Origin of the sequence: Natronospirillum operosum, assembly GCF_004768465.1 — a bacterium.
Lineage (GTDB): Bacteria > Pseudomonadota > Gammaproteobacteria > Pseudomonadales > Natronospirillaceae > Natronospirillum > Natronospirillum operosum.
In genome coordinates, this window is record NZ_SRMF01000016.1 from 23,816 (window position 1) to 38,661 (window position 14,846).

General features: G+C 58.3%; 28 protein-coding genes. 27 read left to right on the forward strand and 1 reads right to left on the reverse strand.

The window, feature by feature from the left end:
* The first annotated feature begins 17 nt into the window (after positions 1 to 17).
* From rpsS to E4656_RS19520, 24 genes are all read left to right on the forward strand, one after another.
* Positions 18 to 293, forward strand: coding sequence for a 30S ribosomal protein S19 (rpsS, locus tag E4656_RS19405; protein ID WP_135484984.1), 276 nt, complete (start codon positions 18 to 20; stop codon positions 291 to 293).
* Between the two features lie 13 nt (positions 294 to 306).
* On the forward strand, positions 307 to 636 hold the full coding sequence (gene rplV / locus E4656_RS19410; RefSeq protein WP_135484985.1) for a 50S ribosomal protein L22: 330 nt from the start codon (positions 307 to 309) through the stop codon (positions 634 to 636).
* Positions 637 to 650: 14 nt separating this feature from the next.
* Complete coding sequence (rpsC, locus tag E4656_RS19415; RefSeq protein ID WP_135484986.1) at positions 651 to 1,337, forward strand: 30S ribosomal protein S3; 687 nt, start codon at positions 651 to 653, stop codon at positions 1,335 to 1,337.
* Positions 1,338 to 1,348: 11 nt separating this feature from the next.
* On the forward strand, positions 1,349 to 1,762 hold the full coding sequence (rplP, locus tag E4656_RS19420) for a 50S ribosomal protein L16 (RefSeq protein ID WP_135484987.1): 414 nt from the start codon (positions 1,349 to 1,351) through the stop codon (positions 1,760 to 1,762).
* A complete protein-coding gene (rpmC, locus tag E4656_RS19425; RefSeq protein WP_135484988.1) occupies positions 1,762 to 1,953 on the forward strand; it encodes a 50S ribosomal protein L29 in 192 nt (63 codons plus the stop codon). The genes rplP and rpmC overlap by 1 nt, the downstream gene beginning before the upstream one ends.
* 1 nt (position 1,954) lies before the next feature.
* Positions 1,955 to 2,215 (forward strand): 30S ribosomal protein S17, encoded by a 261-nt coding sequence (gene rpsQ, locus E4656_RS19430; RefSeq protein ID WP_135484989.1) that lies wholly within the window; start codon positions 1,955 to 1,957, stop codon positions 2,213 to 2,215.
* Positions 2,216 to 2,247: 32 nt separating this feature from the next.
* Positions 2,248 to 2,616 carry a 50S ribosomal protein L14 gene (gene rplN, locus E4656_RS19435; RefSeq protein ID WP_135484990.1) on the forward strand — a complete coding sequence of 123 codons (369 nt, stop codon included), beginning with the start codon at positions 2,248 to 2,250 and terminating at the stop codon, positions 2,614 to 2,616.
* Between the two features lie 33 nt (positions 2,617 to 2,649).
* Entirely contained in the window at positions 2,650 to 2,982 is a 333-nt protein-coding gene (rplX, locus tag E4656_RS19440; protein ID WP_135484991.1) for a 50S ribosomal protein L24, read from the forward strand.
* Between the two features lie 14 nt (positions 2,983 to 2,996).
* Positions 2,997 to 3,536, forward strand: a complete 540-nt coding sequence (gene rplE / locus E4656_RS19445) for a 50S ribosomal protein L5 (RefSeq protein ID WP_135484992.1) — start codon at positions 2,997 to 2,999, stop codon at positions 3,534 to 3,536.
* A 15-nt stretch (positions 3,537 to 3,551) separates the two neighbouring features.
* Entirely contained in the window at positions 3,552 to 3,857 is a 306-nt protein-coding gene (gene rpsN / locus E4656_RS19450) for a 30S ribosomal protein S14 (protein WP_135484993.1), read from the forward strand.
* Between the two features lie 85 nt (positions 3,858 to 3,942).
* Positions 3,943 to 4,335, forward strand: coding sequence for a 30S ribosomal protein S8 (gene rpsH, locus E4656_RS19455; RefSeq protein ID WP_135484994.1), 393 nt, complete (start codon positions 3,943 to 3,945; stop codon positions 4,333 to 4,335).
* A 12-nt stretch (positions 4,336 to 4,347) separates the two neighbouring features.
* Entirely contained in the window at positions 4,348 to 4,881 is a 534-nt protein-coding gene (rplF, locus tag E4656_RS19460) for a 50S ribosomal protein L6 (RefSeq protein ID WP_135484995.1), read from the forward strand.
* A gap of 17 nt (positions 4,882 to 4,898) precedes the next feature.
* Positions 4,899 to 5,249 (forward strand): 50S ribosomal protein L18, encoded by a 351-nt coding sequence (gene rplR, locus E4656_RS19465; RefSeq protein WP_135484996.1) that lies wholly within the window; start codon positions 4,899 to 4,901, stop codon positions 5,247 to 5,249.
* Positions 5,250 to 5,257: 8 nt separating this feature from the next.
* Positions 5,258 to 5,758, forward strand: coding sequence for a 30S ribosomal protein S5 (gene rpsE / locus E4656_RS19470; protein ID WP_135484997.1), 501 nt, complete (start codon positions 5,258 to 5,260; stop codon positions 5,756 to 5,758).
* Between the two features lie 3 nt (positions 5,759 to 5,761).
* Complete coding sequence (gene rpmD / locus E4656_RS19475) at positions 5,762 to 5,947, forward strand: 50S ribosomal protein L30 (protein ID WP_135484998.1); 186 nt, start codon at positions 5,762 to 5,764, stop codon at positions 5,945 to 5,947.
* A gap of 2 nt (positions 5,948 to 5,949) precedes the next feature.
* Complete coding sequence (rplO, locus tag E4656_RS19480; RefSeq protein WP_135484999.1) at positions 5,950 to 6,384, forward strand: 50S ribosomal protein L15; 435 nt, start codon at positions 5,950 to 5,952, stop codon at positions 6,382 to 6,384.
* Position 6,385: 1 nt separating this feature from the next.
* Positions 6,386 to 7,717: a preprotein translocase subunit SecY gene (gene secY, locus E4656_RS19485; protein ID WP_135485000.1), complete on the forward strand. Its 1,332-nt coding sequence runs from the start codon at positions 6,386 to 6,388 to the stop codon at positions 7,715 to 7,717.
* Positions 7,718 to 7,744: 27 nt separating this feature from the next.
* Positions 7,745 to 7,858: a 50S ribosomal protein L36 gene (gene rpmJ / locus E4656_RS19490; protein WP_108126660.1), complete on the forward strand. Its 114-nt coding sequence runs from the start codon at positions 7,745 to 7,747 to the stop codon at positions 7,856 to 7,858.
* Between the two features lie 119 nt (positions 7,859 to 7,977).
* Positions 7,978 to 8,334, forward strand: a complete 357-nt coding sequence (rpsM, locus tag E4656_RS19495) for a 30S ribosomal protein S13 (RefSeq protein WP_135485001.1) — start codon at positions 7,978 to 7,980, stop codon at positions 8,332 to 8,334.
* Between the two features lie 26 nt (positions 8,335 to 8,360).
* Complete coding sequence (gene rpsK / locus E4656_RS19500; protein ID WP_135485002.1) at positions 8,361 to 8,753, forward strand: 30S ribosomal protein S11; 393 nt, start codon at positions 8,361 to 8,363, stop codon at positions 8,751 to 8,753.
* A 15-nt stretch (positions 8,754 to 8,768) separates the two neighbouring features.
* Positions 8,769 to 9,389, forward strand: coding sequence for a 30S ribosomal protein S4 (rpsD, locus tag E4656_RS19505; RefSeq protein ID WP_135485003.1), 621 nt, complete (start codon positions 8,769 to 8,771; stop codon positions 9,387 to 9,389).
* A gap of 28 nt (positions 9,390 to 9,417) precedes the next feature.
* Positions 9,418 to 10,419, forward strand: a complete 1,002-nt coding sequence (locus E4656_RS19510) for a DNA-directed RNA polymerase subunit alpha (RefSeq protein ID WP_135485004.1) — start codon at positions 9,418 to 9,420, stop codon at positions 10,417 to 10,419.
* Between the two features lie 25 nt (positions 10,420 to 10,444).
* On the forward strand, positions 10,445 to 10,846 hold the full coding sequence (gene rplQ, locus E4656_RS19515; RefSeq protein ID WP_135485005.1) for a 50S ribosomal protein L17: 402 nt from the start codon (positions 10,445 to 10,447) through the stop codon (positions 10,844 to 10,846).
* Between the two features lie 109 nt (positions 10,847 to 10,955).
* Positions 10,956 to 11,648, forward strand: a complete 693-nt coding sequence (locus E4656_RS19520; RefSeq protein ID WP_135485006.1) for an SH3 domain-containing protein — start codon at positions 10,956 to 10,958, stop codon at positions 11,646 to 11,648.
* Here the strand turns inward: E4656_RS19520 and E4656_RS19525 are convergent.
* Positions 11,578 to 12,393: a ComF family protein gene (locus E4656_RS19525; RefSeq protein WP_135485007.1), complete on the reverse strand. Its 816-nt coding sequence runs from the start codon at positions 12,391 to 12,393 to the stop codon at positions 11,578 to 11,580. The genes E4656_RS19520 and E4656_RS19525 overlap by 71 nt on opposite strands.
* A 99-nt stretch (positions 12,394 to 12,492) precedes the next feature.
* On the opposite strand from E4656_RS19525, the gene E4656_RS19530 reads away from it, so the two are divergent.
* Genes E4656_RS19530 through E4656_RS19540 form a run of 3 tightly spaced genes read left to right on the forward strand, consistent with a single transcriptional unit; the run spans position 12,493 to position 14,742 of the window.
* Entirely contained in the window at positions 12,493 to 12,786 is a 294-nt protein-coding gene (locus E4656_RS19530; RefSeq protein ID WP_135485008.1) for a hypothetical protein, read from the forward strand.
* A gap of 15 nt (positions 12,787 to 12,801) precedes the next feature.
* Positions 12,802 to 13,734: a putative metalloprotease CJM1_0395 family protein gene (locus E4656_RS19535; RefSeq protein WP_135485009.1), complete on the forward strand. Its 933-nt coding sequence runs from the start codon at positions 12,802 to 12,804 to the stop codon at positions 13,732 to 13,734.
* Positions 13,735 to 13,782: 48 nt separating this feature from the next.
* Complete coding sequence (locus E4656_RS19540; protein ID WP_135485010.1) at positions 13,783 to 14,742, forward strand: succinylglutamate desuccinylase; 960 nt, start codon at positions 13,783 to 13,785, stop codon at positions 14,740 to 14,742.
* The last annotated feature ends 104 nt before the right edge of the window (positions 14,743 to 14,846 follow it).

Sequence of the window (14,846 nt, forward strand, 5' to 3'; positions counted from 1 at the left end):
CTTGAGAGGATTAGGCCGTGCCACGTTCACTAAAGAAGGGTCCATTTGTAGACCTTCATTTAATGAAGAAGGTAGAGGCTGCTATTGAGAAAGGCGATAAGCGACCACTGAAAACCTGGTCCCGCCGTAGCACCATCTTCCCTGAGTTCATTGGGTTGACAATAGCAGTCCATAATGGCCGTCAGCATGTTCCTGTGTACATTACAGAAGACATGGTCGGTCACAAACTGGGTGAGTTTGCCCTGACGCGTACCTACAAGGGTCACGCGGCAGACAAAAAGGCCAAACGGTAAGAGGTAATGACAAATGGAAACTAAAGCTGTATTGCGTGGTGCCCGTCTGTCTGCCCAGAAAGGCCGTTTGGTGGCAGACCAGATCCGCGGGAAATCGGTAGAGGACGCTCTGGATATCCTGACGTTCAGCCCTAAGAAGGGTGCCGCGATCGTTAAAAAATTGCTGGAAAGTGCAGTGGCCAACGCCGAGCACAACGACGGCGCTGACATCGATGAGCTGAAAGTATCAACGGTTTTTGTTGATGAAGCGATGACGATGAAGCGTATCCGTCCGCGTGCGAAAGGTCGGGCCGACCGCATTTTCAAGCGGACGTGCCACATTACCGTCAAGGTCGCGGACTAACAGGAGAAGGTCAGATGGGTCAGAAAGTACACCCGACCGGGATTCGCCTGGGCATCGTGAAAGACCACAACTCTGTGTGGTACGCGGAGTCCAAGGACTATTCCGACAAACTGGTAAATGACATCAAGGTTCGTGAGTACCTGGAGAAGAAGCTGGCCAAGGCTTCTGTCAGCAACATTACCATCGAGCGCCCGGCACAGAATGCCCGCATTACCATTCACACCGCCCGTCCGGGCATCGTGATTGGCAAGAAAGGCGAAGACGTTGAAGCGCTGCGGAACGAAGTATCGAAGATGATGGGTATTCCGGTACACATCAATATCGAAGAAATCCGCAAGCCGGATCTGGATGCTGTGCTGGTAGCACAGAACGTCGCTGGTCAGCTGGAGCGCCGGGTAATGTTCCGTCGCGCCATGAAGCGGGCAGTACAGAACGCCATGCGTGCTGGTGCCAAGGGCGTGAAAATTCAGGTCGGCGGTCGTCTGGGCGGTGCTGAAATCGCCCGGACTGAATGGTATCGCGAAGGCCGTGTGCCTCTGCACACCCTGCGGGCTGATATCGACTACGCCAATATCGAGGCGCAGACGACGTACGGCATCCTGGGTATCAAAGTGTGGATCTTCAAGGGCGAGATCCTGGGCGGCATCGAAGAGGTGCGTGCACAGGCTAACGCGGCGCCCAAGAAGAAAGGCGCGCGGTAAGGAGCAGACAGATGTTACAGCCAAAACGTACAAAATTTCGCAAGGTACAGAAAGGCCGCAACCGGGGTCTGGCTGAGCGTGGCAGCAAGGTCAGCTTCGGTGAATATGGCCTGAAAGCCACCGGCCGTGGTCGCATTACCGCCCGCCAGATCGAAGCGGCGCGTCGTGCGATGACTCGTAAGGTCAAGCGGGGCGGCAAGATCTGGATCCGGGTGTTCCCGGACAAACCGATCTCCAAGAAGCCGCTCGAGGTCCGGATGGGTAAAGGCAAGGGTAACGTGGAGTACTGGGTAGCCCAGATACAACCAGGCAAGGTGCTCTACGAGATGGAAGGTGTGTCGGAAGAACTGGCACGTGAAGCCTTCACTCTTGCTGCATCCAAACTGCCGGTATCCACAACCTTTGTGAAGCGGACGGTGATGTGATGAAAGCGAACGATATCCGTGAAAAGTCAGTTGAAGAACTGAACAAGCAACTGTTGGAACTGCTGCACGATCAGTTCAAGTACCGCATGCAGAAAGCTACCGGCCAGCTGGCCCAGACGCATCTGTTGGGTCAGGTACGGAAGGACATTGCTCGTGTGAAGACCGTGTTGCATGAGAAAGCAGGAGCCTGAAATGTCTGAATCCAATGCACGTACAGTGACCGGTCAGGTCGTCAGCAACAAGGCTGACAAGACCATTACGGTTCTGGTTGAGCGCCGCGTACAGCACCCGATCTACGGGAAGTTCGTGAAGCGTTCCACAAAGTTACATGCGCACGATGAGAACAACGAATGCCAGCAGGGTGACGTTGTCACGATTCGGGAGTCGCGTCCGTATTCCAAGCAGAAGACTTGGACTTTGGTCAATATCGTTGAGCGTGCCGCCAGTATCTGAGCGGGCCGCCCAACGGCTGGGGAGTTTGTAAGATGATTCAAACACAAACAGTACTCGACGTAGCGGACAACAGCGGCGCCAAACGTGTTCAATGCATCAAGGTGCTGGGTGGTTCTCACCGTCGCTACGCCAATATTGGTGATCTGATCAAGGTCTCCGTGAAGGAAGCAATTCCGCGCGGCAAGGTCAAGAAAGGTCAGGTCATGAATGCAGTGGTCGTCCGTACACGCAAGGGCGTTCGTCGTCCCGACGGGTCGGTGATTCGTTTCGACACCAACTCTGCGGTGCTGCTGAATGCTTCCAACGCGCCTGTCGGTACCCGTATTTTCGGGCCGGTGACGCGTGAGCTGCGGACTGAAAAATACATGAAGATCATTTCCCTGGCGCCGGAAGTGCTTTGAGCACTAGACGGTAGCAGGAAGTGAGGAGCTGAAATGAGAAAGCTGAAAACAGGTGACGAAGTTATCGTCATCGCCGGTAAGGACAAGGGCAAGCGTGGCAAGATCACCAAGGTGATCGCCGCTGATACCCGGAAAGGGGATCGTTTTCTGGTGTCGGGTGTCAACCGTATCAAGAAGCACGTGAAGCCGAACCCGCAGGCCCAGGTCCAGGGTGGCATCGTGGAGAAAGAAGCACCGATCGCAGCGTCCAACGTGGCGATTTTCAATTCGGAAACCAGCAAGGGTGACCGAGTCGGCTTCCGCATTCTGGAAGACGGGCGCAAGGTGCGGTTCTTCAAGTCCAACGGCCAGCAGATTGACGACTAAGGGCAGGAAGAATCATGGCAAGACTGAAAGAGCTTTATAAATCTGAAGTGATGCCTGCTCTTATGAAAGAGTTTGGCTACAAGAACGTGATGGAAGTGCCGAAAGTCACCAAGATCACCCTGAACATGGGTGTGGGTGAAGGCATCGGTGACAAGAAGCAGATCGAAAACGCGGTTGCTGACCTGGAGGCCATTACCGGCCAGAAAGCGGTTGTCACCAAGGCGCGCAAGTCGGTAGCGGGTTTCAAGATCCGTGAAGGCTGGCCCATCGGCACCAAGGTGACACTGCGTCACGATCGCATGTGGGAATTCATGGATCGCCTGGTAGACATCGCTCTGCCGCGTGTACGTGACTTCCGGGGTATCAACGGCAAGTCTTTCGACGGCCGCGGTAACTACAGCATGGGTGTGCGTGAGCAGATCATCTTCCCGGAAATCGAGTACGACAAGGTGGACAAGCTGCGTGGTCTGGATATCACCATCACCACTACCGCCCGTACCAATGACGAAGGCCGTGCTTTGCTGAAAGCCCTGTCCTTCCCATTCCGCAACTGATCGGGAGTACTGGAAATGGCTAAAGAGAGCATGAAAGCACGCGAGGCGAAACGCACCAAACTGGTCGCCAAGTACGCCGAAAAGCGTGCCCGCCTGAAGGCAATCATCAGTAACCCGGAGAGCTCTGACGAAGAGCGCTGGGAAGCGCAGATTGCGCTGCAGAAGCTGCCCCGTGACGCGAGTCCGGTGCGCCAGCAGCGTCGCTGTCAAATCACTGGTCGACCGCACGCGGTCTACCGGAAGTTCGGCCTCGCACGCAATACACTGCGTAAAGAGGTTATGCGTGGTAACGTACCCGGCGTCCGCAAGGGCAGCTGGTAATTTTACTGCACGTTGATAAGCCGGGCTGAATGTCTGCCACCCGATGGCAGGCCTTAAGCCCGGCTGTACATGTGAGGAAACTGCAATGAGTATGCAAGATACGCTGGCCGACATGTTCACCCGTGTCCGCAATGGTCAGCAGGCTGGGAAAGAGACGGTCACCATGCCGGCTTCCAAGCTGAAGAAGGCAGTGGCTGATGTGCTGATCGAAGAAGGCTACATCGCGGCTGCCGAAGTGTCCGCCAGCGCCAAACCGGAGCTGACGCTGACACTCAAGTATTACCAGGGCAAGCCTGTCATAGAGAGCATCCAGCGCGTGAGCCGTCCCGGCCTGCGTCGCTACCGGGGCTCCGACGCGCTGCCCAAGGTATCTGGTGGTCTGGGTGTGGCCATCGTGTCCACTTCCAAAGGTGTGATGACCGATCGGGCCGCCCGCAAGGCAGGCATCGGCGGTGAGATCATCTGCGAAGTATTCTAAAGGAGGTGGCACATGTCTCGTATAGGCAATAAGCCGGTGACGGTCCCCAATGGGGTGGATCTGAAGATCAACGGCAGCAATGTTACTGTCAAGGGCGGCAAGGGCGAACTGACAATGAACGTCCATTCCGCAGTCAGCCTCAAGCAGGCCGACAACGTGGTCACTGTTGTGCCCAATGACGGTTCAAAGCAGGCCCGCGCCATGTCAGGCACCATGCGTGCGCTGATCAACAACATGGTTGTGGGTGTGAGCGAAGGTTTCTCCAAGCGGCTGCAACTGAATGGTGTGGGTTATCGCGCCAAGGCCAGCGGCAAGACCCTGAACCTCACCCTGGGCTTTTCACACCCGATTGATTACACCCTGCCCGACGGCATTACGGTGGAAACACCCAGTAATACCGAGATCGTGGTCAGCGGTGCTGATAAACAACGGGTTGGTCAGGTTGCGGCAGAAATTCGCGCGTTCCGTGCTCCAGAGCCTTACAAGGGCAAGGGTGTACGTTATGCCGACGAATATATCCGTCGCAAGGAAACCAAGAAGAAGTAAAGGGTAGGGCATAGGTTATGAACGCGAAGAAAGCATCTCGTATCCGCCGGGCTCGTAAGAATCGCGCCAAGATTCGCGAGTCAGGCACACATCGGCTGTGCGTACACCGCACGCCGCGCCATATTTACGCTCAGGTGATTTCACCGGATGGCAGCCAGATTCTGGCCAGCGCCTCCACGGTGGACAAGGAGCTGCGGCAGGGTCCGACCGGCAATGTAGCGGCCGCCAGCAAGGTGGGCGAGCTGATTGCCGAGCGGGCAAAGAAAGCCGGTATCGAAAGCGTGGCTTTCGATCGGTCCGGGTTCAGATATCACGGTCGGGTCAAGGCACTTGCTGATGCCGCCCGTTCCGGTGGATTACAGTTCTAGAGGTGAATATGGCTAACGTTGAACAACAGCAGGGCGAACTGCAGGAAAAACTGGTTCAGGTCAACCGCGTGGCCAAGGTGGTCAAGGGTGGTCGGATCTTCGGTTTCACTGCCCTGACCGTCGTCGGTGACGGCAATGGCAAGGTCGGCTTCGGTCGTGGCAAGGCGCGTGAAGTGCCCGCCGCGATTCAGAAGGCGATGGACCAGGCCCGTCGCAACATGGTCAATGTCGATCTGAACGGACACACGCTGCAGTACCCGGTCAAGGCTCGCCACGGCGCGTCCAAGGTGTACATGCAGCCGGCCTCTGAAGGTACGGGTATCATCGCCGGTGGTGCGATGCGCTCGGTGCTGGAGATTGCCGGCGTACACAACGTACTGGCGAAGTGCTATGGCTCTACCAATCCGGTCAATGTGGTGCGTGCCACCATCAAGGGCCTGAGCAACATGTGCTCTCCGGATGACGTAGCCGCCAAGCGTGGCAAGTCCGTTGAAGATATTCTGGAGTAAGTCATGGCGAAGAAAAAGATTCAGGTAGAGCTGTTCCGCAGCCCGATCGCCACCCAGCCCCGGCACAAGCTGTGCGTCAAGGGCCTGGGACTGAGCAAGATCGGCCAGGTCCGTGAGCTGGAAGATACACCAGCAGTGCGCGGTATGATCAATAAAGTCAGCTACATGGTACGTGTAGTAGGGGAATAATCATGCATCTGAATGATCTGAGTCCCGCTGACGGTGCCAAGCCGGTCGGCAAGCGTGTCGGACGCGGTATCGGCAGTGGTCTGGGCAAGACCGGTGGCCGCGGCCACAAGGGTCAGAAGTCCCGCTCCGGCGGTACGGTGAAACCCGGTTTCGAGGGTGGACAGATGCCGCTGCAGCGGCGCCTGCCCAAGTTCGGTTTCAGCTCGCGCAAGGCAAGAGTCACCGCTGAGGTGCGCCTGCACGAATTGGCACGGGTAGAAGGCGACACGGTAGATCTGGCTTCGCTGCGCGCAGCGGACCTGATCAATGGCCGTATCAAGTATGTGAAGGTCATCAATTCAGGTGAGCTGAGCAAGGCCGTTACCGTTAAGGGCCTGGCTGTGACTGCAGGAGCCAGGAAAGCCATAGAGGCAGCTGGTGGAAAAGTAGAGGCTTGAAGTGACTAGACAAGGTGCATTGCCATCCGGGGGGCAGAAAATGGGCGGCGAGCTCGGCGCCCGTCTCCTGTTCGTATTGCTGGCCATACTGGTATATCGCATCGGTGCGCATATCCCGGTACCGGGCATCAATCCGGACAGCCTGGCCTCCATGTTTGACGGACAGCGCGATACCATCCTGGGCATGTTCAACATGTTCTCCGGTGGGGCGCTGGAACGCATGAGTATTTTTGCACTGGGGATCATGCCGTACATTTCGGCAGCGATCATCATGCAACTGCTCACTGTCGTCAGTCCATACATCGAACAGCTGAAAAAGGAAGGTGAGGCCGGGCGTCGCAAGATGACGCAGCTGACCCGTTACGGCACTCTGGTGCTGGCTATCGTTCAGTCGATGGCCATCTCCGTGGGGCTGGCCGGTCAAGGCATTGCCTTTACCGACGCTGCGGGCAATGTACCCTGGAACTTCTACTTTGTCGGCATGGTCACACTGACCGGCGGTACCATGTTCATGATGTGGCTGGGCGAGCAGATCACCGAGCGTGGTGTCGGCAACGGCATTTCGCTGCTGATCTTCGCCGGCATCGTGTCAGCGCTGCCGTCGGCCATTGGTCAGTCGTTTGAAGCGGCTCGGCAGGGTGACATGAATATCCTGCTGTTGCTGGGTATCACCATCTTTGCCATTGCCATTGTGACCGTGATCGTGTTCCTGGAACGCGGGCAGCGCAAGATCACCATCAATTACGCCAAGCGTCAGCAGGGTCGTAAGGTGTTCGCGGCGCAGACCAGCCATCTGCCGCTGAAGATCAACATGGCGGGTGTTATCCCGGCGATCTTCGCGTCCAGTCTGCTGATCTTCCCGGCGTCTCTGGGTACCTGGTTCGGTGAAAGCGATAACCTGGGCTGGCTGCAGGACGCCACCGTCTATATCAGCCCCGGGCAACCGCTGTATTACCTGATGTTTGCAGCGGCGGTCATCTTCTTCTGCTACTTCTACACGGCCATTACCTTCAACCCGAAGGATGTGGCCGAGAATCTGAAGCGCAGTGGTGCCTTCGTTCCGGGTATCCGCCCGGGCGAGCAGACCGCCCGCTATGTGGACGGCGTATCCTCTCGCCTGACGCTGTTTGGTGCCAGCTATATCGCAATTGTATCGCTGGTACCGCAGGGGATTGTTCAGGCTGCCGGTGCACCCTTCATATTTGGTGGTACGTCGATACTGATCGTGGTCGTCGTGGTCATGGACTTCATGTCGCAGGTCCAGTCCCATCTGATGTCACAGCAGTACTCGTCGGTTATGAAGAAGGCTAACTTACAAGGCTACCGCCGCTGACGGCGGCGTAGCGAACGGGAGAAAACCATGAAAGTTCGCGCATCAGTCAAAAAGATCTGTCGCAACTGCAAGATCATCCGTCGCAACGGTTCCGTGCGGGTGATCTGTACCGATCCGAAGCACAAGCAGCGTCAGGGCTGACCTGCCGCCAGAGAGGGTGCTTGCTTTTTCAACAGGCAGGCGTTATTCTCTCGCGCCCTTCGTATCAGTGAAAACTTCAGCATTCCGGTGCTGAGCAACCTAGTAAACGGAGTAAACACATGGCACGTATTGCCGGCGTTAATATTCCTGACGCCAAGCATGCTGCAATCTCGCTGACCTACATCTTCGGAGTTGGTCGGACGACAGCGCAAAGCATCTGCTCAGCGACAGGTATTGATCCTGCGCGCAAGATCAGTGACCTCAGTGAAGAGGAACTGGACAAGATCCGCGCCGAGATCAGCAACTACAGCGTAGAGGGCGATCTGCGTCGGGGCACCCAGATGAACATCAAGCGATTGATGGACATGGGCTGTTTCCGCGGTATTCGTCATCGTCGCAGCCTGCCCGTTCGCGGTCAGCGCACCAAGACCAATGCCCGCACCCGGAAAGGGCCGCGTAAGCCGATTAAACGTTAAACCGAATTATTGACAGGAAATCGAAGATGGCAAAGCCAGGTACGACTAAGTCACGGAAAAAGGTGAAGAAGCAGATTGGTGATGGCGTAGCCCACATCAATGCTTCGTTCAACAACACCATCGTGACCATTACGGACCGCCAGGGAAACGCCCTGAGTTGGGCGACTTCCGGTGGCTCCGGTTTCCGCGGATCTCGTAAAAGCACCCCCTTCGCCGCCCAGATCGCTGCAGAGCGCGCTGGCGTAGCCGCACAGGAATATGGTGTCAAGAACCTCGATGTCGAGGTTAAAGGTCCCGGACCCGGTCGCGAATCTGCCGTACGCGCTCTGAATGCGTGTGGTTTCAAGATCCACAATATTACTGACGTCACGCCGATTCCACATAACGGCTGCCGTCCGCCTAAAAAGCGCCGCGTGTAAGGGGGAGACAGCAACATGGCAAGATATTTGGGGCCAACCTGTAAGCTGGCACGTCGCGAAGGTACTGATCTGTTCCTGAAGAGCGGTGTCCGCGCACTGGATACGAAGTGCAAACTGGAAACATCACCCGGCGTGCATGGTGCGCGTCGCGGACGTCTGTCCGATTACGGCCTGCAGTTGCGCGAAAAGCAGAAAGTACGCCGGATCTACGGTGTGCTTGAGAAGCAGTTTCGCAGCTACTACAAGGAAGCTGCACGACGCAAGGGCGCCACTGGCGAAAACCTGCTGAAGCTGCTGGAATCACGCCTGGACAACGTAGTCTATCGCATGGGATTCGGAGCCACGCGCGCCGAAGCCCGGCAATTGGTGAGCCACAAGGCCATTGAGATCAATGGCTCGCTGGTGAATATTCCCTCCTACCAGGTCAAGGCTGGTGATCAGATCACCATCCGGGAAAAGTCCAAGAACCAGCTGCGTATCAAGAACGCGCTGGATATCGCGGGCTCCCGGGCACCGGTCGAATGGGTTGAAGTTGATGCCAACAAGATGGCAGGGGTTCTGAAGAACCTGCCTGAGCGCAGTGATCTGGCGCAGGACATCAATGAAAACCTCATCGTGGAACTGTACTCCAAGTAATAGAGACTGCTTTAAGGTAGGGGCATATATGCAGCGTTTCATAAACGACTTTCTTATCCCGCGACATATAGAGGTACAGGAGCTGTCGCCGACTCGGGCCAAGGTTATCCTGGAGCCGCTCGAGCGTGGTTTCGGCCACACGCTGGGTAGTGCCCTGCGGCGGATTCTGCTGTCCTCATTGCCGGGAGCCGCGATTGTAGAAGCGGAGATCGATGGCGTGCTGCACGAATACAGCGCCATCGAAGGGGTAAAGGAGGACGTCCTGGATGTCCTGCTGAACCTCAAGGGTGTGGCCGTCAAGCTGCACGACCGCGATGATGCCACCCTGACGCTGAAAAAAGCGGGCAAGGGCGTGGTTACCGCCGGCGATATCCAGCTCGACCACGGTGTCGAGATTGCCAATCCGGATCATGTGATTGCCACCCTGGCTGACAGCGGTGCCCTCAACATGACGCTGCGGATCTCCAGCGGTCGTGGTTATCAGCCGGTGGAAAACCGCCTGGACCCGGATGACGACAGCCGCGCTATCGGCAAACTGCAACTGGACGCGACATTCAGCCCTGTGGTGCGTGTGGCCTATGCCGTGGAATCGGCCCGGGTCGAGCAGCGCACGGATCTGGACAAGCTGGTTCTGGACATCGAGTCCGATGGTACCCTGGATCCGGAAGAGGCTATCCGTTTCGCCGCCACCATTCTGCAGCACCAGCTGTCGTCCTTCGTGGACCTCGAGTCTGAAGCGCAGAAGGAGCCGGAAGAGGAAGAGGATCGTATCGATCCCATCCTGCTGCGACCGGTTGACGACCTGGAGCTGACAGTGCGGTCCGCAAACTGCCTGAAAGCGGAAAACATCTATTACATCGGTGATCTCATCCAGCGTACCGAAGTCGAACTGCTGAAGACGCCGAACCTGGGCAAGAAGTCTCTGACCGAGATCAAAGACGTTCTGGCCTCCAAGGGCTTGTCTCTTGGCATGGTTCTGGAGTCCTGGCCGCCGGCCAGCCTGAAGAACGACGACAAGGTACTCGGGTAACTAAAGAATCTGGAAGGAAAGAGCCATGCGTCATCGTAAATCCGGCCGCAAATTCGGCCGCACCAGCTCTCACCGCAAGGCCATGTTCTCGAACATGGCAGCGTCGCTGTTCGAGCATGAACTGATCAAGACCACTCTGCCCAAGGCCAAAGAACTGCGCCGCACGGCCGAGCCGCTGATCACCAAGGCCAAGGTCGACTCCGTGGCCAACCGTCGCTATGCCTTTGATCGCCTGCGGTCCAAGGAAGCGGTCGGCAAGCTGTTCTCCGAACTGGGGCCGCGTTACGAAAGCCGCCCCGGTGGCTATATTCGCATCATGAAGTGCGGTTTCCGGGATGGCGACAACGCCCCCATGGCCTATGTGGAGCTGGTCGATCGTCCGGTGGTTGCAGCTGACGACGATATCGAGGACAACGACGAGGAGTGATCCTCGCGTGTGAAAAATACGGAAAAAGACCGCTGCGGCGGTCTTTTTTTTGGGTGGCCCAATCCGCTAGAGTAATGCTCCCAGTGAATTCCGAACCGAGTCTTCTGTCATGATATCGAGAATACTGCTCAGCGCTGTGCTGAGTCTGCTTGCCCTGACAGTTCCTGTCGCATACGCAGTTGACTACAGCCAGGGCGAGTCTCTGCGCGTGATCGGCACCAATGTGATCATGCGGGAGGAGCCCTGGCAGGGGGCAGCCATAGTGGGCTCGCTCAATGAATATGATCACCTGACCTTTCTGGGCGAATACACGGTCGAACCCATCACCGTCAGAGTCAGGGGCGAGAGTGTCACCGCGCCCTACCTGCGCGTACGGGCCGACAGTGGCGATGAGGGTTGGGTGTTTGGTGGTCTGGTGTCGGCCGATCACGACGCCAACCTGCTCGCCGGCAAACTGACCCTGCTCGATCCGGGTGACCACAAGGACGACATCATACGGCTGTACGGCCGTGACTATGTCATGCATGACCGGCGCATGCGCAGCAGCAGTACCCAGGCTCTGCTGGATCGGTTGGACGTTGATCAGGCCTGGGAGTACTACTATTTTCGCACTGGCGAGGGCGTCGCCTTCGGGCTGGGCGAAGACGAGCGTATTCAGTCCATTCGGGTGCGTCAGGACGATCTCGAGGACGCCGGTCTGACCACCTACTGGCGCACCGTAGAAGGCTTCCTCAGTGATCCTCTGCGCCCGGAGTGCCATCAAACACCGCCCGCATCCAGTTGTGATGACTATCAGCACTGATGGGTGTGCGGGCCAGTGTGGCCAGGGCCACCTCACGGGCACCCGACCGTTTCAGGGCTTCTGCGGCCGCCGTCACGCTGGCGCCGGTGGTGAACACATCGTCCACCAGCAGCCAGCGGCCAGAGACGAGTTCGCAGCCAAAGGCATAACGCACCGCCCGGCGTCGTTCGGCCCGGGTCAGATCTTCCAGCGCCGGTGTATCCTGATGGCGGTAGAGGGGTTGTCGGTAACCGAGCCCCAGATCCAGGGCCACAAGACGTGCCAGCTCGGCCGCCTGATTGAATCCCCGCGTCTGCCGGCGGCGCCAGTGCATCGGCATGGCGGTCACCTGCCAGCCTTCCTGCTGCAAGCTGTCTGCGGCACCCTCTCCTTTCAGTTGCCGCGCCAACAGCGCTGCCAGTGGTGGCGCCAGTGACAACTGCGCCTGGTACTTGAAGCGTCGAATCAGCTCGGCCCAGGGACCCTGATAGTCCTGCACGAACCAGTACTGGGACCAGGCCCGCGTGGTGGCCAGGCAACGACCGCAGATCATGCCGGCACGATGCACCGGCGTGCCGCAGAGCCGGCAGCCCGGCCCCCGGTCCAGAAAGTCGTTGCTGCAGCCCGCACAGAAGCGCCTGGACGGTGCCGGCAGACCGCAGGCCGCACACCTGTGGTCGAGCAGGCGCCAGGCGCGCACAGCCCGATACAGGCCCCTCCAGGGCGAGTGAAAGGATTGCGGGGACGACGAAGGCTGGTCTTTCATGGCTGCACTTCCTGTGCGGTTGGGTAAAATTTGGTCAATCCATGACAACTTGATATACTGTGGGTATAAACGGCAGCGGCCGCCACAGGTGAAACTTTAATGGCTATTACATCGGCACTCAACATTGGTGTGCAGGGTATCCAGAGCGGCATGAACCGCCTGCAGGGCCATGCTTCGGATATTGCGCGTCTGAATACCGAACCCCGGCCTGGCACCGAGCCGGTCGAGGTACCTCCGCAGGCCGCCCAAGCTGGCGCGCAGACGCCTGTTCGACCCAGCCTTGAGCAATCCATGGTGGGTCAGATAGAAGCCAAGCATCTGGTGCAGAGCAATGCCCGGACGATTGAAGTTGCATCGGACACCATGGGCACGCTGCTGGATGTGAAGGCCTGACCGGGGCATTGACTCATGTCTTCCGTCATCGGGCTGGCCCCACAGGCACTCTTCCCCACCGGGCTTGAACGGCCACCCGGCATGCCCGCTGTGGTGCAGCCGCGTCAGGACAGCCCGCTGTTCAACCCCGTTACCGAAACTGCAGCCACGGCGCGCAACGAAAATCGCCGCGAGCTGGACCCGGATGAGCGGCGGCAGAATAATCAGCGCGGGCAACCGCTGGCATTGCCGGCGCGTGACCAATCCGAGTCCGAAGAGACCGAACCGGACTCGGTGCGTACCAGCCGTCAGGCTCTGGAAGAAGCCGAACGCAGAGGCGAACTGAACACGCAGGAGCGCCAGCGGCTGGAGCGCATTCAGGAATTGTCCCAGCGTGATCGTGAAGTCCGCCAGCACGAGATGGCCCACAAGGCGGTCGCGGGGCAGTATGCCGGGCCCATTCGCTATGAATATGCGCAGGGACCGGACGGCCGGCGCTACGCCATTGCGGGCGAAGTGCCGCTGGATCTGTCGCCAGCCCCCACGGCAGAGGAAACCATCGCCAAGATGGAACAGATCAGGCGGGCTGCCCTGGTCCCGTCAGAACCCTCGCCCGCCGACCGGCGCATCGCAGCGGAAGCCACCCAGTTGATTCTGGATGCCCGCGCCGAGGTGTTGCGTCAGCAGCGCCTGGACAGTGAACAGCAGGCCGACATCCAGGCCGAACGCACCGAGTTGCGCCAGGACAATACCAACCTCAGACTCGACGATGACATGGCCCGTGAACAGGATCGCGTCGCAGATGATGAGGAAAGCGACGCTGCACTGGACGAACGGCACTCAGCCATGAATACTGAGCTTGAATTGCGCCGCGCAGAGATTCAGGCCGCCATATCAGAGTTGCTGAGTAACCAGAGTGCTTCTCTGGATCAGGTAACGCTGGGCCGCAACGTCAACTTTCAGATATAGGGTGACGGCGCCTGAACGGGTGTTCTGCCACCCGCGAAGAGTATTACTATGCCATCTGCCACCATCGATTTTCTGCACACCAGCCTGACCGAAGACATCCCCGCTACTGCCATTGAAACCCCGGGCGCCCTGCTCACCTGGGAAGCGCCGGGCATACTCTCCGTGGAGCCGCATGAACCGTCCCATCTGCCGGCTGCCATCATCAGTGTCGGCGTGCACGGTGACGAGACCGTGCCGGTGCGCCTGGTCGATCACTGGCTGCGGGGGCTGGTGGAAAAGGAGCTGCGGGTGCAGCGCCCGCTTCTGGTGCTGCTGGCCAACCCGGGCGCAGTGCAGGCCGGGACCCGGTTCGTGGAGCACAACATGAACCGCTTGTTCAGCAGCTCGGCAGCGCTCGGAGAGGATGCCGAGAGTCGGCGTGCGCGCGTGCTGATGAAGGCGGTACAGTGGTTTGTTGAACGCCACCCGGATGGCCTGCATTTTGATCTGCATTCCACCATCAAACCGTCGGACCGGGAGCGCTTCGCCCTGGTGCCGCCAGCCTGCGCGGAGCGACCGCTCACCAACCTGATGAAATGGTTTCAGCGCTTTGCCGTCGATGCCTGGGTGCAGAACCGCTCTGCCGCCGCCACCTTTGCCAATTTCTCCGCCGGTTTGGGCTATCTGAGTGCAACGCTGGAACTGGGTCAGGTCAGCGCCATCGACGAGCCGCTGGACCGCTTCATGCCTATTATTCCCGAGCTGGAGGGTCTGGCGCAGGGGCCGAGTACCCCCAGTGGCCACCAGACCCAGGGCTATCAGGTGCTGCGCGAGATCATACGCCCCGAGGGGGAGTTCGAGGTTTGTCTGCAGGATTTCGTGAATTTCCGGCCGCTGACAGCCGGTACCGTGATCGCACGTGGTGAAACGGAAGAGTGGACGATCGAACAGACCGGTGATGCGTTGCTGTTTCTGAATGCCCAGGTGCCGGTGGGGCACCGGGTGGCGCTGGTGATTCGACCCAATTGAGTTTAGTCGACGGTTGACAGTGGGATATAGTCGACGGTTGACAGTGCACAGTAGACAGTGGGTTTTAGTAGACAGATGACAGTCGACGGATGACAGTAAGGTAT